General features: G+C 54.8%; 20 protein-coding genes. 11 read left to right on the forward strand and 9 right to left on the reverse strand.

All coding sequences use genetic code 11. The annotated features are described in order from the left end of the window. Positions 1 to 86 precede the first annotated feature (86 nt). The 9 genes from dgoD to dnaA all read right to left on the reverse strand — a co-directional run bounded on the left by dgoD (position 87) and on the right by dnaA (position 10,796). Positions 87 to 1,235, reverse strand: coding sequence for a galactonate dehydratase (gene dgoD, locus B2Q93_RS09155; RefSeq protein ID WP_046886349.1), 1,149 nt, complete (start codon positions 1,233 to 1,235; stop codon positions 87 to 89). After that, a complete protein-coding gene (locus B2Q93_RS09160; protein WP_046886350.1) occupies positions 1,232 to 1,849 on the reverse strand; it encodes a 2-dehydro-3-deoxy-6-phosphogalactonate aldolase in 618 nt (205 codons plus the stop codon). Before B2Q93_RS09160 ends, dgoD begins: the two co-directional genes overlap by 4 nt. Further along, positions 1,833 to 2,711 carry a 2-dehydro-3-deoxygalactonokinase gene (locus B2Q93_RS09165; protein ID WP_046886351.1) on the reverse strand — a complete coding sequence of 293 codons (879 nt, stop codon included), beginning with the start codon at positions 2,709 to 2,711 and terminating at the stop codon, positions 1,833 to 1,835. Before B2Q93_RS09165 ends, B2Q93_RS09160 begins: the two co-directional genes overlap by 17 nt. After that, complete coding sequence (gene dgoR, locus B2Q93_RS09170) at positions 2,708 to 3,397, reverse strand: D-galactonate utilization transcriptional regulator DgoR (protein WP_040077743.1); 690 nt, start codon at positions 3,395 to 3,397, stop codon at positions 2,708 to 2,710. The genes B2Q93_RS09165 and dgoR overlap by 4 nt, the downstream gene beginning before the upstream one ends. A gap of 225 nt (positions 3,398 to 3,622) precedes the next feature. Continuing rightward, positions 3,623 to 4,435 carry a sugar-phosphatase gene (yidA, locus tag B2Q93_RS09175; protein WP_040077742.1) on the reverse strand — a complete coding sequence of 271 codons (813 nt, stop codon included), beginning with the start codon at positions 4,433 to 4,435 and terminating at the stop codon, positions 3,623 to 3,625. A 197-nt stretch (positions 4,436 to 4,632) separates the two neighbouring features. Continuing rightward, a complete protein-coding gene (gyrB, locus tag B2Q93_RS09180) occupies positions 4,633 to 7,044 on the reverse strand; it encodes a DNA topoisomerase (ATP-hydrolyzing) subunit B (RefSeq protein WP_040077741.1) in 2,412 nt (803 codons plus the stop codon). A gap of 28 nt (positions 7,045 to 7,072) precedes the next feature. Continuing rightward, positions 7,073 to 8,146 carry a DNA replication/repair protein RecF gene (gene recF / locus B2Q93_RS09185; protein WP_040077739.1) on the reverse strand — a complete coding sequence of 358 codons (1,074 nt, stop codon included), beginning with the start codon at positions 8,144 to 8,146 and terminating at the stop codon, positions 7,073 to 7,075. A 147-nt stretch (positions 8,147 to 8,293) separates the two neighbouring features. Further along, entirely contained in the window at positions 8,294 to 9,394 is a 1,101-nt protein-coding gene (gene dnaN / locus B2Q93_RS09190) for a DNA polymerase III subunit beta (RefSeq protein WP_040077737.1), read from the reverse strand. Between the two features lie 4 nt (positions 9,395 to 9,398). Next, positions 9,399 to 10,796, reverse strand: a complete 1,398-nt coding sequence (dnaA, locus tag B2Q93_RS09195; protein WP_040077736.1) for a chromosomal replication initiator protein DnaA — start codon at positions 10,794 to 10,796, stop codon at positions 9,399 to 9,401. 282 nt (positions 10,797 to 11,078) lie between these two features. Between dnaA and B2Q93_RS21330 the strand changes: the two genes are divergently transcribed. The 11 genes from B2Q93_RS21330 to yidZ all read left to right on the forward strand — a co-directional run bounded on the left by B2Q93_RS21330 (position 11,079) and on the right by yidZ (position 20,654). After that, positions 11,079 to 11,171 carry a hypothetical protein gene (locus tag B2Q93_RS21330; protein WP_419395832.1) on the forward strand — a complete coding sequence of 31 codons (93 nt, stop codon included), beginning with the start codon at positions 11,079 to 11,081 and terminating at the stop codon, positions 11,169 to 11,171. Between the two features lie 231 nt (positions 11,172 to 11,402). Continuing rightward, positions 11,403 to 11,543 carry a 50S ribosomal protein L34 gene (gene rpmH, locus B2Q93_RS09200; RefSeq protein ID WP_000831330.1) on the forward strand — a complete coding sequence of 47 codons (141 nt, stop codon included), beginning with the start codon at positions 11,403 to 11,405 and terminating at the stop codon, positions 11,541 to 11,543. A gap of 15 nt (positions 11,544 to 11,558) precedes the next feature. Beyond that, positions 11,559 to 11,918, forward strand: a complete 360-nt coding sequence (gene rnpA / locus B2Q93_RS09205; RefSeq protein ID WP_014072458.1) for a ribonuclease P protein component — start codon at positions 11,559 to 11,561, stop codon at positions 11,916 to 11,918. Then, positions 11,882 to 12,139, forward strand: coding sequence for a membrane protein insertion efficiency factor YidD (yidD, locus tag B2Q93_RS09210; RefSeq protein ID WP_001307474.1), 258 nt, complete (start codon positions 11,882 to 11,884; stop codon positions 12,137 to 12,139). The genes rnpA and yidD overlap by 37 nt, the downstream gene beginning before the upstream one ends. A 2-nt stretch (positions 12,140 to 12,141) precedes the next feature. Continuing rightward, positions 12,142 to 13,785 (forward strand): membrane protein insertase YidC, encoded by a 1,644-nt coding sequence (gene yidC, locus B2Q93_RS09215; RefSeq protein ID WP_040077734.1) that lies wholly within the window; start codon positions 12,142 to 12,144, stop codon positions 13,783 to 13,785. Between the two features lie 75 nt (positions 13,786 to 13,860). After that, positions 13,861 to 15,225 (forward strand): tRNA uridine-5-carboxymethylaminomethyl(34) synthesis GTPase MnmE, encoded by a 1,365-nt coding sequence (gene mnmE / locus B2Q93_RS09220; protein ID WP_286932641.1) that lies wholly within the window; start codon positions 13,861 to 13,863, stop codon positions 15,223 to 15,225. A 129-nt stretch (positions 15,226 to 15,354) separates the two neighbouring features. After that, positions 15,355 to 15,429: a tryptophanase leader peptide gene (tnaC, locus tag B2Q93_RS21265; protein ID WP_103181005.1), complete on the forward strand. Its 75-nt coding sequence runs from the start codon at positions 15,355 to 15,357 to the stop codon at positions 15,427 to 15,429. Between the two features lie 209 nt (positions 15,430 to 15,638). Then, positions 15,639 to 17,054 carry a tryptophanase gene (tnaA, locus tag B2Q93_RS09225; RefSeq protein WP_286932642.1) on the forward strand — a complete coding sequence of 472 codons (1,416 nt, stop codon included), beginning with the start codon at positions 15,639 to 15,641 and terminating at the stop codon, positions 17,052 to 17,054. A gap of 92 nt (positions 17,055 to 17,146) precedes the next feature. Beyond that, a complete protein-coding gene (gene tnaB / locus B2Q93_RS09230) occupies positions 17,147 to 18,397 on the forward strand; it encodes a low affinity tryptophan permease TnaB (RefSeq protein ID WP_286932644.1) in 1,251 nt (416 codons plus the stop codon). A 129-nt stretch (positions 18,398 to 18,526) separates the two neighbouring features. Beyond that, the gene (locus tag B2Q93_RS09235; protein WP_046886356.1) at positions 18,527 to 19,702 is read left to right on the forward strand and encodes an MFS transporter; all 1,176 of its coding nucleotides are present in this window, start codon (positions 18,527 to 18,529) and stop codon (positions 19,700 to 19,702) included. Then, on the forward strand, positions 19,671 to 20,654 hold the full coding sequence (gene yidZ / locus B2Q93_RS09240; protein WP_040077727.1) for an HTH-type transcriptional regulator YidZ: 984 nt from the start codon (positions 19,671 to 19,673) through the stop codon (positions 20,652 to 20,654). Before B2Q93_RS09235 ends, yidZ begins: the two co-directional genes overlap by 32 nt. Positions 20,655 to 20,674: the final 20 nt, after the last annotated feature.

Here is a 20,674-nt window from a genome sequence, read left to right on the forward strand (position 1 = left end):
CCTCTTCATCTTGCCCTCTTCAGGCCAAATCGCGGCCATCAGAAGGCAAAGATTGATATAGAGAAACGCATTAACTTATTAGGGAGTTACCATTCGGCAACCGCACCATCTTCCTGACGCCACAGAGGATTGCGCCAGTCTGCGCTATTTCGGCTTAATTCGCTGACCCGCGCCTCATCTATTTCTACGCCAAGCCCAGGCTTCATTAACGGTTTGAAGAAGCCGCCTTCCATGTTGAAATCTTCTTTATTTTTCACAAAGTCGAGCAGCTCCGCGCCCTTGTTATAGTGAATCCCCATGCTCTGCTCCTGGAACACGGCATTGCGGGAGACAAAGTCCACGTGCAGACAGGCTGCCAGCGCAATCGGCCCCAGCGGGCAGTGCGGAGCCAGCGCCACGTCGTAGGCTTCTGCCATACCGGCGATTTTGTAGCATTCGGTGATGCCCCCCGCGTGGGAGAGATCCGGCTGCAGGATCGCGATTCCGCCCGCCTCCAGTACGCGTTTAAACTCGAAGCGCGAGAACATACGTTCCCCTGCAGCGATAGGAATAGCGGTTTGCGCCGCCAGCCGTGGATAATATTCTGCCTGCTCCGCCAGCACCGGCTCTTCAATAAAGAGCGGGCGGTACGGCTCCAGCTCTTTAATTAATATTTTCGCCATTGGCGCGCTGACGCGGCCGTGGAAGTCCAGACCAAACTCAATGTCGTTGCCAAAGGCTTCGCGGATCTGCGCCACGGTGTTTACCGCCCGGTCTACCGCACGTGAATTGTCGATGACTCCCATCTCTTCACAGCCGTTGAGCTTGAAGGTATCAAAACCAATCCCGCGCAGCTTTCTGATGCCATCAATGACTTCGGCAGGACGGTCGCCGCCCACCCAGCTGTAGGCCTTAATTTTGTCGCGCACCAGGCCGCCCATCAGCTGCCAGACCGGAGCGTTCAGCACTTTCCCTTTGATATCCCATAGCGCCTGGTCGATACCGGCGATGGCGCTCATCAGAATGGGGCCGCCGCGATAGAAGCCCCCGCGGTACATCACTTGCCACAGATCGTTAATGCGCGCGGGATCCTGACCAATCAGGTATTCACCCAGCTCGTGCACAGCGGCCTCGACGGTGCGCACACGGCCCTCAATCACCGGCTCGCCCCAGCCCACTACCCCTTCGTCGGTTTCGATTTTCAGGAACATCCAGCGCGGCGGTAAACGGTACGTGGTGAGTTTAGTTATTTTCATTTCACTGCCTCTCGATACGCTTTCACAAATGCTGCCGCCTGCTGTGCGGTGCGCTCTACGGTCTGTCCGGCGCGATAGAGATCGCTACCCAGCCCGGCGCCTGCACAGCCAGCTTTCATCCACTGCGCCAGGTTTTCTGGCGTCACGCCGCCTACGGCCAGGACCGGTACGCTGGCGGGTAAGACCGCTTTCAGCGCCTTGATGTATTCCGGGCCAAAAGCCGATGACGGGAAAATTTTCAGCGCCTGCGCGCCCGCATCGAGAGCGGTAAAGGCTTCGGTTGCCGTTGCACATCCCGGGCAGACGGTCATGCCGTAGCCCACCGCGCGGCGGATCACCTCGGGGTTGATGTTGGGCGTGACGATAAGTTTGCAGCCCATTTTCGCCAGCCTGTCGACCTGCTCCGGCTGTAGCACCGTGCCTGCGCCAATCAGCGCGTTATCACCAAACGCATCGACGACGGCCGGGATGCTCTTTTCCCACTCCGGGGAGTTGAGCGGGATTTCCACCGCGTCGAACCCGGCCTCAATCACCGCGCCTACGTGCGCCAGCGCCTCGTCGGGGGTGATGCCGCGCAATATCGCGATAAGGGGAAGGTTAGTTTGCCACTGCATAAGCGATGCTCCTTATTCCAGCCTGAAATGCCGTGTCGCCCTCTACCACCGCCACGTCCCGGCCGATGGCGTGAAACGCCTGGCGATAACGTGAGCTCAGCGATGAGCCTGCGACCAGAGTAATGGCCTGCTGCCCGGCGAAGCGTTCACTCAGGCTGGCGACTTCGGCGCCAATCAGCAGGCCGGACAGAAACTCGCTGACCTGCTCGCGCGGGAGTTGTCCCAGCACGTGCGAGGCGCGAACCTCAAAAAGTTGCGGCAAAACGGCAGGAGAAGCGATCCCGCGCGCAAGCCCGGCGGCAAATGCCTCCGGCGAGGGGGCTTGCTCCGGCAAACCCGCCCCCACCAGCGAATGCTTAAGGAGCAAATGGTGTAATTCACCGGTCATCACGGTGCGAAAATCGTGGATCTGCTCTGCATCGGTTTGTACCCACTTGCAGTGGGTACCGGGCATAACGTAGACAGAAGAAGGAGAAAGCGTGCGCGCGCCGAGCAGCTGCGTCTCTTCGCCGCGCATGACGTTGTGGTTATCGTCGCGAGAGACGCACAAGCCGGGAATAATCCAGATCTTGTCGCCAACGGACGTTAACTGTTCGCCAATGGCGGAGAAACGAGCCGGTACGGGCAGATAAGGCGCAATTTTCCAGCCTACGTTACTGCCCACCATGCCCGCCATTACCACTGGCGTGGCGCCGTCGCGCCAGTTTTGTGTCACCTCTGCTAACACCGCCTCGGGGGATTTACCGTTCAGGCGCGTAACACCTGCTTCTGATTGCCTGCTTTCCAGGCACTGCTCACCCTGATAAAGCCAGGCGCGCAGATTGGTCGATCCCCAGTCAATAGCGATGTAGCGAGATGTCATGTGATTTCCTTTAACCTTCGTGTCGAGCTGGCGATCATCGTGAGTGCCGCCTGCTCTGCCGCATCGCCGTCCTGATGCCGTATCGCATCGAACAGCGCTTTATGTTCCTGGAGCGTTTTCGGCATGTTGGCCTCATCGCCCATCCAGGTCCGTTCAAATACCGCGCGCTGTAGCGAGCTGATCGCCACGCTAAGCTGCTGTAGCACCGGGTTATGCACCGACTGGAGCACCGCCTCGTGGTAGCGAATATCCGCTTCGTTGAAGGCGTCCCGATCCTGGTTATTGGCGATCATGTCGTTCAGCGCCGACTCAATCTGCGCCAGGTCGCCCGAGGTGGCGCGTTCGGCGGCCCAGCGGGCTATCGCCGGTTCTACGAGGTTTCGTACCTCGCTCATGGCACCAATCAGTCGCGGGTCATAATCGTTTTCCAGTACCCACTGCAGAACATCGGTATCGAGGTAGTTCCACTGACTACGTGGGGCGACAAAGGCTCCGCGATAACGCTTCATTTCAATTAGCCGCTTCGCCATCAGCGAGCGGAACACTTCCCGGATGATGTTGCGCGAGGTTTCAAACTCTTCGCATAGCTCCGCCTCTGCAGGAAGCGGCGAGCCGGGTACGTATTTGCCACCCACAATCTGGCTGCCCAGCGTGATGACAATGCGGTCGGTTTTATTGAGAGTCATGGAGGGTCCTTATGATTTTTGTGTCCATCACTACTTTACCGCGACCGCTGAATTCCGCCTCACTTTTGCAGTACAAACGTGATGCAATTCGTTAAGACCGTGGTTGCAATGTAGTACAATATGTTTATGTTGTACTACAATCTGGATCACAAAAAGAACAATTCGATAAGTTAAGGGCAAAAAAAAGCCCCGGTTGATAACCAGGGCCGATGTGTTTAGCCACGCTTAGTTCAGGACAAATTTCTCGATCGCGTAGGCAACGCCGTCTTCCAGGTTAGATTTGGTGACGAAATTGGCCACTTCTTTCACCGATGGGATCGCGTTATCCATCGCCACGCCCATGCCCGCATATTCGATCATCGCAATATCGTTTTCCTGATCGCCCAGGGTCATGATCTCTTCAGGCTTGATGCCCAGCGTATCGGCCAGCGATTTCACGCCGGTGCCTTTATTGACGCGTTTATCGAGGATTTCGAGGAAGTACGGCGCGCTCTTTAGCACAGTGTATTTCTCTTTTACCTCAGCCGGAATGCGGGCGATGGCTTTATCGAGAATGGCTGGCTCATCAATCATCATCACCTTCAGGAACTGCGTTTGCGGATCCATTTTTTCTGCTTCGCAGAATACCAGTGGAATAGTGGCGACATAGGATTCGTGTACGGTGTAGTAGCTGATATCGCGGTTGGCCGTGTAGAGCGTGTTGCGATCGAGCGCGTGGAAATGTGAACCCACCTCGCGGGAGAGTTTTTCGAGATAGAGGTAATCGTCATAATTCAACGCGGTCTGGGCGACGGTGCTGCCGTCGGCGGCCTTCTGGACCAGGGCGCCGTTATACGTAATGCAGTAATCACCCGGTTTATCCATGTGCAACTCTTTCAGGTAATTATGCACACCGGCATAGGGGCGACCGGTCGTCAGTACCACATTCACCCCTTTTGCACGGGCGGCGGCAATCGCATTTTTAACGGCTGGAGAGATGGTGTGATCTGGCAGCAGCAGCGTGCCGTCCATATCGATTGCAATGAGTTTGATGGCCATGGGATCCCCGGATTGAATGAGTCTGCACTCATGCTAACGCGATTCCGCTCAAAAAACACGGTAAGAAAGGGGATTGGATATGAGGAGGGGATTCCTCTTTTGCACAGGTTTACCCTCACCCTAACCCTCTCCCACAGGGAGAGGGAACCGTGCACCCTCTCCCTGTGGGAGAGGGCTGGGGTGAGGGGGATAACAGCTTAGATATCGATATTCGCCGCTTTCAGCGCGTTTTCTTCGATAAAGGCACGACGGGGTTCAACCGCATCGCCCATCAGGGTGGTGAACAGCTGATCCGCTGCAATCGCGTCTTTTACGGTAACGCGCAGCATACGGCGGCTTTCCGGATCCATAGTGGTTTCCCACAGCTGATCCGGGTTCATTTCGCCCAGGCCTTTATAACGCTGAATTGCCAGACCACGACGGGACTCTTTCACCAGCCACTCCAGCGCCTGCTCGAAGCTGGCAACCGGCTGACGGCGTTCGCCACGTTCGATGTAGGCATCGTCTTCGATCAGACCGCGCAGCTTTTCGCCGAGCGTGCAGAGGCGACGGTATTCCGGTCCGGTCACAAACTCGTGCTCCAGCGGATAGTCGGTATCCACACCGTGGGTACGCACGCGAACGATCGGCTCGAACAGCTGGTCAGCGTTCTGCTGAACATCGCATTTCCACAGGCTACCGTGCTGTTCGTTCTCGTTCAGCTCGCTTACCAGCGCGTTGACCCAGCGGCTGACCGTCTGCTCGCTGCTCAGATCGGCTTCGGTCAGCGTTGGCTGATACACCAGCTCTTTCAGCAGCGCTTTCGGATAACGACGCTCCATACGGCCAATCATCTTCTGCGCAGCGTTGAACTCGGACACCAGACGTTCCAGCGGCTCGCCGGCCAGGGCCGGAGCGCTGGCGTTCGCATGCAGCGTTGCGCCATCCAGAGCGATAGAGATCTGGTACTGATCCATCGCTTCGTCGTCTTTGATGTACTGTTCCTGTTTGCCTTTCTTCACTTTGTACAGCGGCGGCTGCGCAATGTAGACATGGCCACGTTCAACGATTTCCGGCATCTGACGATAGAAGAAGGTCAACAGCAGCGTACGGATGTGCGAGCCGTCGACGTCCGCATCGGTCATGATGATGATGCTGTGATAACGCAGCTTGTCCGGGTTGTATTCGTCGCGACCAATGCCGCAGCCGAGCGCGGTAATCAGCGTTGCCACTTCCTGCGAAGAGAGCATCTTGTCGAAACGCGCTTTCTCGACGTTGAGGATTTTCCCCTTCAACGGCAGGATCGCCTGGTTCTTACGGTTACGGCCCTGCTTCGCAGAACCGCCCGCGGAGTCCCCTTCCACCAGGTACAGTTCGGACAGCGCCGGGTCGCGCTCCTGACAGTCTGCCAGTTTGCCCGGCAGGCCTGCTAAGTCGAGTGCGCCTTTGCGGCGGGTCATTTCACGGGCTTTACGCGCCGCTTCACGGGCACGTGCCGCATCGATAATTTTGCCGACCACGATTTTCGCATCAGACGGGTTTTCTTGCAGGTAGTCGCTCAGCAGTTCGTTCATCTGCTGTTCAACCGCCGATTTCACCTCAGAGGAGACCAGCTTGTCTTTGGTCTGAGAGGAGAACTTCGGATCCGGCACCTTAACAGAGACCACGGCAATCAGGCCTTCACGAGCATCGTCGCCGGTGGCGCTGACTTTCGCTTTCTTGCTGTAGCCTTCTTTGTCCATGTAGGCGTTCAGGGTACGGGTCATCGCCGCGCGGAAGCCCGCCAGGTGCGTACCGCCGTCACGCTGTGGAATGTTGTTGGTGAAGCAGTAGATGTTTTCCTGGAAACCGTCGTTCCACTGCAGCGCCACTTCCACGCCGATACCGTCTTTTTCGGTAGAGAAGTAGAAGATATTCGGGTGAATAGGCGTTTTGTTCTTGTTCAGATACTCAACGAACGCCTTGATACCGCCTTCATAGTGGAAGTGGTCTTCTTTGCCGTCGCGTTTGTCGCGCAGACGAATAGAGACGCCGGAGTTCAGGAACGACAGCTCACGCAGGCGTTTGGCCAGAATTTCATATTCGAATTCGGTGACGTTGGTGAAGGTTTCCAGGCTCGGCCAGAAACGCACCAGGGTACCGGTTTTTTCGGTATCGCCAGTGACAGCCAGCGGCGCTTCCGGCACACCATGCTGATAGATCTGGCGGTGAACTTTGCCTTCACGCTGGATAACCAGCTCCAGCTTCTGCGACAGGGCGTTAACCACGGAGACGCCTACGCCGTGCAGGCCGCCGGAGACTTTATAGGAGTTATCATCGAATTTACCGCCTGCGTGCAGAACGGTCATGATAACTTCCGCAGCAGATACGCCCTCTTCCGGGTGAATACCGGTTGGGATGCCACGACCATCATCGGTGACGGATACGGAGTTGTCCGCATGGATCGTCACCACGATGTCTTTACAGTGACCCGCGAGCGCTTCGTCGATAGCGTTATCTACCACCTCGAATACCATGTGGTGCAGACCGGTGCCGTCATCCGTGTCGCCGATATACATACCCGGGCGCTTACGCACCGCATCCAGCCCTTTCAGGACTTTGATACTGGAGGAGTCATAAGAATTCGACATCAACGTTTCTCGCTCATTTATTCTTGGGTTAATCCGTTATTTTACCCTTTTCCACGGTGAACATCTTCGAATTTTTGTCCGACATGTCCATAACGTGTTCAGCGCTAATCGCGCTGACGAAAACCTGCGACTGCGTGGCTTTTAAGCGGCTGGCTAGCAGCCCTCGCCGCGCGTCGTCGAGTTCCGAGGCAAAATCATCTATCAGATACAGGCAGCGTCGGCCGCTCTCGCGGGTGAGAAACTCCCCCTGTGCCAGCCGTAGCGCGCACATCAGGAGCTTAAGCTGCCCACGCGATAATGTATCTTCTACCGGCGCACCGTCAGCACGAATGCGGAAATCCGCTTTATGCGGGCCATGCGCGGTATAGGTCAGCAGGCGGTCGCGCTCGAAGCTTCTCTCCAGCACCTCGGCATAATCCGTCTCTTTCTCCCAGCCACGCTGGAAGGAGAAGGTGAGAGAGAACTCCGGTAAAAACTGTTTGCAGGTGTCGGCCATATCTTCGGCGATACCTGCGCTGTATTCGGCACGCCAGGTGCTGATTTGTTCCGCCAGCGGGACCAACTCTTTGTCCCACGGGCGCAGTTGGGCGTAGCGCGTTACCTGGCGCAGCGCGGCATTGCGCTGCTTGAGCAAACGCTTGAGGTTGCTCCAGGCGTTAAAGAATCCCGCTTCATTGTGAAAGCATCCCCAGTCAAGGAACGCTCTTCTGTATTTGGGGCCGCCGTTGAGTAAAGTAAACCCCTCGGGCGTAATCAGCTGCATCGGCATCAAGAGCGCCAGTTCGGCCACCTTATGCCCGTCGGTACCATCAATGCGGACTTTACTGTCACCCTGCTTGTCTTTGGTCAGGCCGACGGCGGTTTCACGCTCTGCGCCCTGAAGACGCCCATGCAGAACAAAGGACTCTTGCTCGTGGCGAATGACGCGGCCAATTTGCAAGCTGCGAAACGCCCGACCGTGGCCAAGCGTATAGATGGCTTCCAGCACGCTGGTTTTGCCGCTGCCGTTTGCGCCAACCAGGAAGTTAAAGCCGGGGGATAAAGCGAGATCCGCATTTTCAATATTACGGAAATCTTTGATTAAAAGGCGCGTCAGTGACATATCTGAATTTCTTCGGGCCAGGGCGTAATCGGCGCAGCCAGTATCAACGCGGACTGCGCGCAGACCCTGGCGCGTACACGCAGTACGTGACAGGGGCGAGCACAGCCCAGGTTGAAAATGGCAAGTAAGATAGCCCGATAGTTATCACTACAGTCTCATTGGCATAACAACATAAGCAGCGGACTGGGATGCAGCATCTTCAATCTGTACGCTCGATACAGAGTCGGTCAGCAGAATGCGAACGTTCTCGCATTTCAGTGCATTCAGTACGTCCAGCACGTAGCTAACGTTAAAGCCGATTTCCATCTCTGCGCCGGCGTAGGTGACGTCCAGAATCTCTTCTGCCTCTTCCTGCTCCGGGTTATTCGCGGTGATTTTGATCTGGTTTTCACTCACATACAGACGCACGCCGCGGAACTTCTCGTTGGAGAGAATGGCCGCACGGGCAAATGCCTGCTTAAGGCTGTCGCAGCCCGCTTCCAGCGTCTTGTCGGGATTCTTCGGCAATACGCGACGATAATCCGGGAAACGCCCGTCAACCAGCTTCGAGGTGAAGACGAAATCCCCCACGTGGGCGCGAATGTTATTGCTGCCAATTTGCACGCGCAGCGGAGTATCACCGCCGTCAAGCATGCGCATCAGCTCAATCACCCCTTTACGCGGCACGATCACCGAATGGTTTGGCAGGCTAACGCCAATTGGCATAGAGCAGACCGCCAGGCGGTGTCCGTCGGTGGCAACGGTACGCAGCTCTTCCCCTTCGGTTTCAAACAGCATGCCGTTTAAGTAGTAGCGAACATCCTGATGCGCCATAGAAAACTGCGTGGCTTCAATCAGACGCTTCATCGTCGCCTGTGGCAGGGTGAATTCCACTTCGCTCTGCCAGTCATCCAGGTTCGGGAAGTCCGCGGCTGGCAGGGTAGAGAGAGAGAAACGGCTGCGGCCAGAGCGGACCAGCATGCGGTCGCCCTCGAGCTGCACGGCGATCTCTGCCCCTTCAGGCAAGCCACGGCAAATATCAAAGAATTTACGGGCCGGAACCGTGGTGGCGCCTGCGTCGTGCGGCTGAGTCAGCGTCACCCGCGCAACCATCTCCATTTCCAGATCGGTGCCGGTCAGCGACAGCGTACCGTCTGCGACCTGCAGCAGCAGGTTACCAAGAATAGGCAGCGTCGGGCGGCCGCCTAATGGGCCACTCACCTGTTGTAGCGGCTTTAATAAATGTTCACGTTCAACGGTAAATTTCATAGCGTCACGATGATAATGTTCTGATTAAATTGGAGAAGTCTTCTTTTATGTCGTGGCTTTCTTCCCGCAGCTGCTCGATTTTACGACAAGCGTGCAGCACGGTGGTGTGGTCACGGCCACCAAACGCATCGCCGATCTCCGGCAGACTGTGGTTGGTTAACTCCTTTGCCAGCGCCATCGCCATCTGGCGAGGTCGGGCTACCGAGCGTGAACGGCGTTTCGACAATAAGTCGGCCACTTTAATTTTGTAGTACTCCGCCACCGTCTTCTGAATATTGTCGATGGTGACCAGTTTTTCCTGCAACGCCAGCAGATCGCGCAGCGCTTCACGCACGAAATCAATGGTGATGGCCCGGCCGGTAAAGTTGGCGTTGGCGATGACGCGGTTCAGTGCCCCTTCCAGCTCACGCACATTAGAGCGTAGGCGCTTGGCGATGAAGAATGCCACTTCACCCGGCAGGCGAATGTCGTTTTCATCTGCCTTTTTCATCAGGATCGCCACACGGGTTTCCAGCTCCGGCGGTTCGATCGCCACGGTCAGCCCCCAGCCGAAGCGGGACTTAAGACGATCTTCAACGCCGTTGATCTCTTTTGGATAACGATCCGAGGTCAAAATGATCTGTTGATTACCTTCCAGCAGAGCGTTGAAGGTGTGGAAAAACTCTTCCTGGGATCGTTCTTTATTAGCGAAGAACTGAATGTCATCGATCAGCAGGGCATCAACGGAACGGTAGTAGCGTTTAAACTCTTCGATCGCATTGTTTTGCAGGGCTTTTACCATGTCCTGAACGAAGCGCTCGGAGTGCATATACACCACTTTGGCGTTTGGCTTGCGCGCCATGATGCCATTGCCCACGGCATGCAGCAGGTGCGTTTTACCCAGACCGGTACCGCCATATAAAAACAGGGGGTTATACGCCCCGCCGGGGTTATCCGCTACCTGACGGGCTGCCGCACGGGCCAGCTGGTTTGATTTACCTTCTACGAAGTTATCGAAGGTATGTTTCACGTTAACGTTGGAACGGTAGGTCGGCTCCGCCGGGGCCGGAACGTTATCCCAGCCTGAGCGTGCCGCAGGTACGACGCGCGGCTGATGGACCTGTGTCGCCTGCGCAGGGGCGGCAACGTTAACGGTCTCTTTAAGGGTTTGGGTGACCGGCTTGGTGCCCACTTCAAAACGCAGCTGTGGGGCATCGGTACCGCAAAAATCGTTTAGCAGTCCATTGATATTATTAAGGTACTTGTCCCTTACCCAATCGAGCACAAAACGGTTTGGCGCATACAAAGCCAGCGTGTTATCGCTCAGTTCCGCCTGCAACGGGCGGATCCACATACTGAATTCTGTGGCTGGTAACTCATCCTGCAATCGGGCAAGACATTGCTGCCAAAGCGAAAGTGACACGGCGGACTCCACTCGAACAATAAAAAGAAAGCTATTGAATAGTCATGATTGTAGACGCACGTCGAAAAGCCCTGCGCATAAGGGGGACGTGCGAACCGCTGTCTGCGGTTTTATACCCGATCGTAACCGCTGGGATCCCGATCGGGACCGCGGATCATAGCCTAAACTGAGCCAGAGATCTTCTGTTTCTCACAGATTCTTCCCGATTTATCCACAGGAAGATCCGAAACCGGGTAAGTGTAATCGATCCTGGTTAGCCTGCCCCGGGATTTAGGCCGCATATTGGAAAAATTACTGAGTCGTGACAAATTTTTGCTTAAAAGATCTAACGAAGATCCTGGACGATCCTTGCGCTTTACCGGTGAGGTCGTATAATCCTCCACCCGTCGCGTAATGCTCGGCTTCCCGCGCGTTTAACGCTGTTCATTTTGCATGCGAAATCGTGTGAATTTACGCGGGAAATAAGGAAAGAGAATTGACTCCGGAGTGTACAATTATTACAATCCGGCCTCTTTAATCACCCATGGCTTCGGCGTCCGTCGTGCGATATTCGTTCGGGCATCGTAAAAAGCCATTGAATTTATTCAAGTTTAGGTAGAAATCGCCATGAAACGCACTTTTCAACCGTCTGTACTGAAGCGCAACCGTTCTCACGGCTTCCGTGCTCGTATGGCTACTAAAAATGGTCGTCAGGTTCTGGCACGTCGTCGTGCTAAAGGCCGCGCTCGTCTGACCGTTTCCAAGTAATAAAGCTAACCCCTGGTGGTTAAGCTCGCATTTCCCAGGGAGTTACGTTTGTTAACTCCCACTCATTTCACTTTCGTCTTCCAGCAGCCACAACGGGCTGGCACGCCGCAAATCACCATCCTCGGCCGCCAAAATTCGCTGGGGCATCCCCGTATCGGTCTTACTGTCGCCAAGAAAAACGTTAAGCGTGCGCATGAACGCAACCGGATTAAACGTCTGACGCGTGAAAGCTTCCGTTTACGTCAACATGAACTCCCTTCGATGGATTTTGTGGTGGTGGCGAAAAAAGGGGTTGCCGACCTCGATAACCGTGCTCTCTCGGAAGCGTTGGAAAAATTATGGCGCCGCCACTGTCGCCTGGCTCACGGGTCCTGATAGCCCTCATTAGGGTCTATCAACGCCTGATTAGTCCGCTACTCGGGCCGCACTGCCGTTTCACACCGACATGCTCAAGCTATGGAATTGAGGCATTGCGCAGGTTTGGAGTGATAAAAGGCAGTTGGTTGACGGTGAAACGCGTATTAAAATGCCACCCTTTACACCCAGGTGGAGACGATCCCGTCCCCCCCGGACCCTTTGATACCAGAGAACACTAACGATGGATTCGCAACGCAATCTTCTTATCATCGCTTTGTTGTTCGTGTCTTTCATGATCTGGCAGGCATGGGAGCAGGATAAAAATCCTCAACCCCAGCAGCAGACCACGCAGACCACGACCACCGCAGCGGGTAGCGCCGCCGACCAGGGCGTACCGGCCAGTGGCCAGGGGAAACAGATTACGGTTAAGACCGATGTGCTTGAGCTGACTATCAACACCCGTGGTGGTGATGTTGAGCAGGCGCTGCTGTTGACCTACCCAAAAGAGCTGAAGTCTACCGAACCGTTCCAGTTACTGGAAACCACACCGCAGTTCCTTTATCAGGCGCAGAGCGGTCTGACCGGTCGTGATGGCCCGGATAACCCGGCTAACGGTGCGCGTCCACTGTATAACGTCGAGAGTGATACCTTTGTGCTGGCTGATGGTCAGAACGAGCTGGCTATCCCGATGACTTATACCGACGCCGCAGGCAACACCTTCACCAAAACCTTCACCCTGAAACGCGGTGAATATGCGGTGAACGTTGGCTACAGCGTGCAGAACGCCAGCGAGAAACCGCTGGAAATCTCGACCTTTGGTCAGCTGAAGCAATCCATCGATCTGCCGTCTCATCGTGACACCGGAAGCAGCAACTTCGCGCTGCATACCTTCCGTGGCGCAGCGTACTCCACGCCAGATTCGAAGTATGAGAAATATAAATTCGATACTATCGCGGATAACGAAAACCTGAACGTCAGCGCTAAAGGCGGTTGGGTCGCGATGCTGCAACAGTATTTCGCAACGGCGTGGGTGCCTAATAACGACGGTACCAACAACTTCTACACCGCGAACCTCGGCAACGGTATTGCAGCTATCGGCTACAAATCTCAGCCGGTTCTGGTGCAGCCGGGTCAAACCGGTAAGCTGGCGAGCACCCTGTGGGTCGGCCCGGAAATTCAGGACAAAATGGCTGCAGTAGCGCCGCACCTGGATCTGACCGTGGATTACGGCTGGTTGTGGTTCATCTCTCAGCCGCTGTTTAAGCTGCTGAAGTGGATCCATAGCTTCCTGGGTAACTGGGGCTTCTCCATCATCGTTATCACCTTTATCGTTCGTGGCATCATGTACCCGCTGACTAAAGCGCAGTACACCTCCATGGCGAAGATGCGCATGCTGCAGCCGAAGATTGCGGCGATGCGTGAGCGTCTGGGCGATGACAAACAGCGTCAGAGCCAGGAGATGATGGCCCTGTATAAAGCAGAGAAAGTGAACCCACTGGGTGGTTGCTTCCCGCTGCTGATTCAGATGCCAATCTTCCTTGCGCTGTACTACATGCTGATGGGTTCCGTTGAGCTGCGCCATGCGCCGTTCGCCCTGTGGATCCATGACCTGTCTGCACAGGACCCGTACTACATCCTGCCGATCCTGATGGGCGTGACGATGTTCTTCATCCAGAAGATGTCGCCGACCACCGTGACCGACCCGATGCAGCAGAAGATCATGACCTTCATGCCGGTCATCTTCACCGTGTTCTTCCTGTGGTTCCCGTCAGGTCTGGTGCTGTACTACATCGTCAGCAACCTGGTGACCATTATCCAGCAGCAGCTGATTTACCGTGGTCTGGAAAAACGTGGCCTGCATAGCCGCGAAAAGAAAAGTTCCTGATTCGGTTGAGCAGTAGCTAGAATAAGGGCGGTCAAATGACCGCCTTTTTTTATTGCAACACAGTTGAGAAAAACCATGAGCCATAACGACACTATCGTCGCCCAGGCAACCCCACCGGGACGCGGTGGTGTGGGCATACTGCGCATCTCCGGCCAGAAGGCGCACGAGGTAGCAGAAGCCGTACTGGGGAAACTGCCGAAGCCGCGCTACGCCGATTATTTGCCGTTTAAAGACAGCGACGGTACCGCGCTGGATCAGGGCATTGCGCTGTGGTTTCCGGGGCCAAACTCCTTTACCGGCGAAGATGTGCTCGAACTTCAGGGCCACGGCGGCCCGGTGATCCTCGATTTACTGTTAAAACGTATTCTGACCTTGCCGGGCCTGCGCATTGCGAAGCCGGGTGAGTTTTCTGAGCGTGCCTTCCTGAACGATAAACTCGATCTGGCGCAGGCCGAGGCGATTGCTGACCTGATCGACGCCAGCTCTGAGCAGGCGGCCCGCTCTGCGCTCAACTCGCTGCAGGGGGCATTTTCTGCCCGCGTAAACCATCTGGTGGAAGCACTTACTCACCTCAGGATCTACGTGGAGGCGGCGATTGATTTCCCGGATGAGGAGATCGACTTCCTTTCCGATGGCAAAATCGAAGCCCAGCTCAACAGCGTGATGACCGATCTCGACGCGGTGCGTGCCGAAGCGCGCCAGGGCAGCCTGCTGCGTGAAGGGATGAAGGTGGTGATTGCCGGCCGCCCTAATGCCGGTAAATCGAGCCTGCTGAACGCCCTGGCGGGCCGTGAGGCTGCCATCGTTACTGATATCGCCGGCACCACCCGCGACGTACTGCGCGAGCATATCCACATCGACGGCATGCCTCTGCATATTATCGACACCGCGGGTCTGCGCGATGCCAGCGACGAAGTAGAGCGTATCGGTATCGAGCGCGCCTGGCAGGAGATTGAGCAGGCTGACCGCGTGCTATTTATGGTAGACGGCACCACCACTGACGCGGTGGATCCCGCAGATATCTGGCCGGACTTTATCGCCCGTCTGCCCGCTAAACTGCCGATCACCGTTGTGCGTAACAAAGCCGATGTGACGGGCGAGACGCTGGGTATGAGTGAAGTAAATGGTCACTCACTTATTCGCCTCTCGGCACGTACCGGCGAAGGCGTGGATGACCTGCGTAACCACCTCAAACAGAGCATGGGCTTTGATACCAGCATGGAGGGCGGCTTCCTGGCGCGCCGTCGTCACCTGCAGGCGCTGGAAGAGGCGGCGAACCATCTTGTTCAGGGGAAAGCGCAGCTGATTGGCGCCTGGGCGGGTGAGCTGCTGGCGGAAGAGCTGCGCCTGGCGCAGCAGAATCTGAGTGAGATCACCGGGGAGTTTTCCTCGGACGATCTGCTGGGCCGCATCTTCTCGAGCTTCTGTATCGGGAAATAACCCTGCACAGCCACAGTAATCGTCAGGTTATTGTGGCTGTGATTACACTCACAATTAATTATCCTGCAGATAGACCCGTAATTCTCATTATAATAATGTAGCTGAGTGTCTAATGAGGATAAATCAATGATGATTATCTTAAATACATACATCACTTCTAAGTGGTTTAATATTGACAATAAAATTGTCAATCACCACCCATAATCCCCCCTTTGCTCGTCCTTTGCTAAATGCTAACTAACCAGGTTTATTAATCTGCTTATTTGGTATGTCTGCAATATATTCTTGCCAGCTCCGATCGTCTGCATGGTTTATTTCCACAGGCGGCATTAAATGATGGCTGGCATATACATCTCTGTACTTAGGGTTATTAAATAGCCCTCAGCACCGCTGCGTGCAAAAAGGATGAACAAATGGAAAACTTCAAACATTTACCTGAGCCTTTCCGTATTCGTGTTATTGAGCCAGTGAAACGCACCACCCGCGAGCACCGGGAAAATGCCATTGTTGAATCGGGCATGAACCCGTTTCTGCTTGATAGCGAAGATGTCTTTATTGACCTGCTGACCGACAGCGGTACCGGGGCAGTCACACAAAATATGCAGGCCGCTATGTTGCGTGGGGACGAAGCCTACAGCGGCAGCCGCAGTTATTACGCGCTCTCCGATGCGGTGAAAACCATTTTTGGCTATCAATACACTATCCCGACTCACCAGGGGCGGGGCGCTGAACAGATTTACATTCCGGTCTTGATCAAAAAACGCGAGCAGGAAAAAGGGCTGGACCGCAGCAAAATGGTCGCGTTCTCCAACTATTTCTTTGATACGACTCAGGGCCATAGCCAGATTAATGGCTGCACGGTGCGTAACGTCTATATCAAAGAGGCGTTTGATACCGGTATTCGTTACGATTTTAAAGGCAACTTTGACCTCGAAGGACTGGAGCGCGGCATTCAGGAGGTGGGCGCCAATAATGTGCCTTATATCGTCGCAACCATTACCAGCAACTCCGCCGGCGGCCAGCCGGTCTCGCTGGCCAACCTGAAGGGGATGTACGCCATCGCGCAAAAATATGACATTCCGGTGGTAATGGACTCCGCGCGCTTCGCGGAGAACGCCTACTTTATCCAGAAGCGTGAAGCGGAATACCGCGACTGGAGCATTTCAGACATCACCCGTGAAACCTATAAATACGCCGATATGCTGGCGATGTCGGCCAAAAAAGACGCGATGGTACCCATGGGCGGCCTGCTGTGTATTAAGGATGACCGCTTCTTCGACGTCTATACCGAATGCCGAACCCTTTGCGTGGTGCAGGAAGGCTTCCCGACCTACGGTGGCCTTGAAGGCGGTGCGATGGAGCGCCTGGCCGTCGGTCTGCATGATGGCATGAATCCGGACTGGCTGGCGTACCGTATCAATCAGGTGCAATACCTGGTCGATGGCCTGGAAGCCATCGGTGTAGTGTGTCAGCAGGCGGGAGGGCATGCGGCATTTGTTGATGCAGGAAAACTACTGCCGCATATTCCGGCTGATCAGTTCCCGGCACAGGCGTTAGCCTGCGAGCTCTATAAGGTGGCGGGCATTCGGGCGGTAGAAATCGGGTCGTTCTTGTTAGGCCGCGATCCTAAAACCGGCAAACAGCTGCCCTGCCCGGCGGAGTTACTGCGTTTAACCATTCCACGCGCGACCTACACGCAGACGCACATGGACTTTATTGTCGAAGCCTTTAAACATGTGAAAGAGAACGCCAGCAATATTAAGGGGTTAACCTTCACCTACGAACCGAAAGTTTTACGTCACTTCACTGCCAAACTGAAAGAAGTTTAACCCGCACCTTCCGGGTGACTAACACCCTGTTAGTCACCCGGAATTCATTACACACCAACAATATCAGGCTAACCATAATTAATGGGTGCACCATGGATAACAGTTTAAAGACTAAACACTCCTCGTTTTGGGGTGTCATGGTAATAGCAGGTACGGTTATTGGCGGGGGAATGTTTGCTTTACCCGTGGATTTAGCAGGCTCGTGGTTTTTTTGGGGCGCATTTATTTTAATCATCGCCTGGTTTTCAATGCTTCACTCAGGATTATTACTGTTAGAGGCCAATTTAAATTATCCTGTCGGTTCCAGCTTTAATACCATCACCAAAGATCTGATTGGCAATAAATGGAATGTGGTGAGTGGCTTCACGGTCGCCTTTGTTCTGTATATTCTTACTTATGCGTATATCTCTGCCAATGGCGCGATCATTAGCGAAACCATTGCCATGAACCAGGGAACGCATGTTAATCCGCGCCTCGTAGGGATAGGTACAGCGATCTTTGTTGCGGCGGTATTATGGGTCAGTTCCCTGGCGGCCAGCCGTATTACCTCGCTTTTCCTGGGAGTTAAGATCATTGCGTTTATTATTGTTTTTGGGTCGTTTTTCTTCCAGGTGGACTACGCCATTTTACGGGACATTAATGTCAGTACCACCAGCAACACAGCCTATTTCCCCTATATTTTTATGGCCTTGCCGGTCTGTCTGGCGTCGTTTGGTTTTCATGGCAACATCCCCAGCTTAATCATCTGCTACGGCAAACGAAAAGATAAGCTGATTAAAAGCATTGTCTTTGGCTCGCTGCTGGCCCTGTTCATTTATCTGTTCTGGTTGTACTGCACGATGGGCAATATTACCCGCGAGAGCTTTAACGAGATCATCTCTTCAGGCGGCAATGTCGATTCGCTGGTGAAATCATTCCTCGGCACCCGACAGCACGGCGTGATCGAATTTTGCCTGCTGGTCTTCTCTAACCTTGCGGTCGCCAGCTCTTTCTTCGGCGTCACCCTGGGGCTGTTCGACTATCTTGCCGATCTCTTTAACATCGATAACTCTCCTGTCGGACGCCTGAAAACGGTTTTGTTAACCTTTCTGCCACCCGCCATTCTCTATCTCATCTTCCCGAATGGCTTTATCTATGGCATTGGCGGTGCGGGATTGTGCGCAACCATCTGGGCCGTGATTGTTCCTGCCGTGCTGGCATTAAAAGCGAGAAAAAAGTTTCCCGAAAAAACCTTCACCGTCTGGGGAGGGCTGTTTATTCCGGGCCTGGTCATTCTGTTTGGTATTGCGGTTATTCTCTGCTGGTTCGGCAGCACCTTTAACGTTTTGCCACGCTTCGGTTAACGTCCGCGCTCGTTGTCTACGCCACCCGCCCGGGTGGCTTTCCTGACAGGAAATCACCTTTGTCCAAATGGCAACTCGCTTATCCCCTTCCCAACCCCTATTCTGCTTGCCTGCATCTATGGGGGATCTATGGCTCGTTTTCTGTTTTGTAGCTTTGCACTGGTTCTGCTTTATCCGTCTGGCATTGATATGTATCTGGTCGGTTTGCCGCATATCGCCCGCGACCTGGGGGCCAGTGAAGCGCAGTTGCACATTGCCTTTTCGGCCTACCTCGCGGGAATGGCCTCCTCAATGGTGTTTGCCGGGAAAATTGCCGATAAAGCAGGACGTCAGCCCGTGGCGATTACCGGCGCCGTGATTTTTGCCCTCGCGTCAGTACTCTGTTCACAAGCGCAAGAAAGCACCCTCTTCCTGATAGGACGCTTCATTCAGGGCGTTGGCGCTGGCGGCTGCTACGTGGTGGCGTTTGCTATTCTGCGCGATACGTTAAGCGCCCAACGCCGTGCGAAAGTGCTCTCGATGCTTAACGGCATTACCTGCATTATTCCGGTACTGGCGCCGGTCATCGGTTATCTGATTATGCTCAAATTGCCCTGGCAAAGCCTGTTCTGGACCATGGCGGTAATGGGGATGTTGGTCTTCCTCCTCTCTATTGCGGTATTGAAAGAGACCCACCCGGGTTCACAACACTCCCGGACGGGGACTACCTTCCATCCGGCGGAAAAACTGCTAAACCGATTTTTTATTAGCAGACTGCTGGTCACGACCCTCAGCGTGGCGGTGATCCTGACCTATGTAAACGTTTCCCCGGTATTACTGATGGAAACCATGGGCTTTGATCGCGGCGAATACTCTACAGTGATGGCCTCTACCGCGCTGGTAAGTATGGCCGTCTCCTTCTCTACTCCTTTTGCGCTAAATATCTTTAGCCAGCGCACCCTGATGCTGACCTCACAGGTACTGTTCCTGGCCGCAGGCGTGCTGCTCGCATCGGCAAGTTCGCACTCTTTGATGTTGGCGGGCATTACGCTGATTTGCGCAGGTTTCTCCGTCGGCTTTGGCGTAGCGATGAGTCAGGCGTTAGGACCCTTTTCGTTGCGGGCAGGCGTGGCCAGTTCAGTATTGGGTATCGCGCAGGTATGCGGTTCGTCGCTGTGGATTTGGCTCGCCGCCGTGCTCGGCCTTAATGCGCTGAATATGCTGATCGGGATTCTGATTGGCTGTAGCATTCTCTGCATTGTTCTCCTTCTGGCGATTCGGCCCATAGCCCATTATGAAGAAGCCCCTCAGCAGTCTGGATCTTAATCTGTTACTCACCCTGCAACTGTTGTTGCAGGAGCGAAGCGTTACCCGGGCGGCGAAGCGAATGAACATCACGCCGTCCGCGGTCAGCAAAGCGCTGGCAAAGCTGCGCGCCTGGTTCGATGATCCGTTATTTGTGAAAACCCCGCTCGGGTTACTGCCAACGCCGCTGACGGTAAGCCTGGAGCACGATCTTGCCGACTGGATGCAGATAGGCAATCAGATCCTCGACAAGTCACACAATGACTCCCCGGGGGGGATGAAGTTTGAACTGGCGGCAGAAACGCCGTTAATGTTGATCCGCTTTAACGCGCTACTGGACAGGATAAACCAGCGCTACCCCCAGGCCTCGGTGCGTATGCGCCACTGGGACTACGACTCGCTGGATGCCATAACCCGGGGTGAAGTGGATATCGGCTTTACCGGTCGCGAAACCCATCCTCGCTCCCGCGAACTGTTGAAATTGCTGCCGTGGTTTATCGACCATGAAATTCTCTTTTCCGACCGTCCCTGCGTCTACCTGCGTGAGGGCCATCCGGCGCTTCAGGAGGAGTGGAATCTCGAGACGTTTCTCCGCTATCCCCATATCAGTATCTTTTGGGAGCGTAGCGACACCTGGGCGCTGGACGAGGTGTTAAATGAGATGGGGCTGACGCGCAATATCGCTATGAGCCTGCCGGGGTTTGAGCAGTCGATGTTTATGGCTGCGCAGCCGCACCATGACTACATTGCGACCGCGCCGCACTACTGCCGGCACTATAATCATCTCCACCAGCGTAAGCTGGTGACGCGTCCGATCCCTATCGACGAAGCGATGGCGGAAAAACTTACCGTGCCCTTTACGCTAATCTGGCACAAACGTAACAGCCATAACCCGAAAATCATCTGGCTTAAAGAGACGATCAAGGCCCTCTATCGCGATTCACTGCGCGAGGAATCCGATTTTTATATCTGAAAATGTAAAGTTCGGTGTCG

The sequence above is a fragment of the Leclercia sp. UBA5958 genome (genome assembly GCF_002430365.1).
GTDB classification, from domain to species: Bacteria; Pseudomonadota; Gammaproteobacteria; order Enterobacterales; family Enterobacteriaceae; genus Enterobacter; species Enterobacter pneumoniae.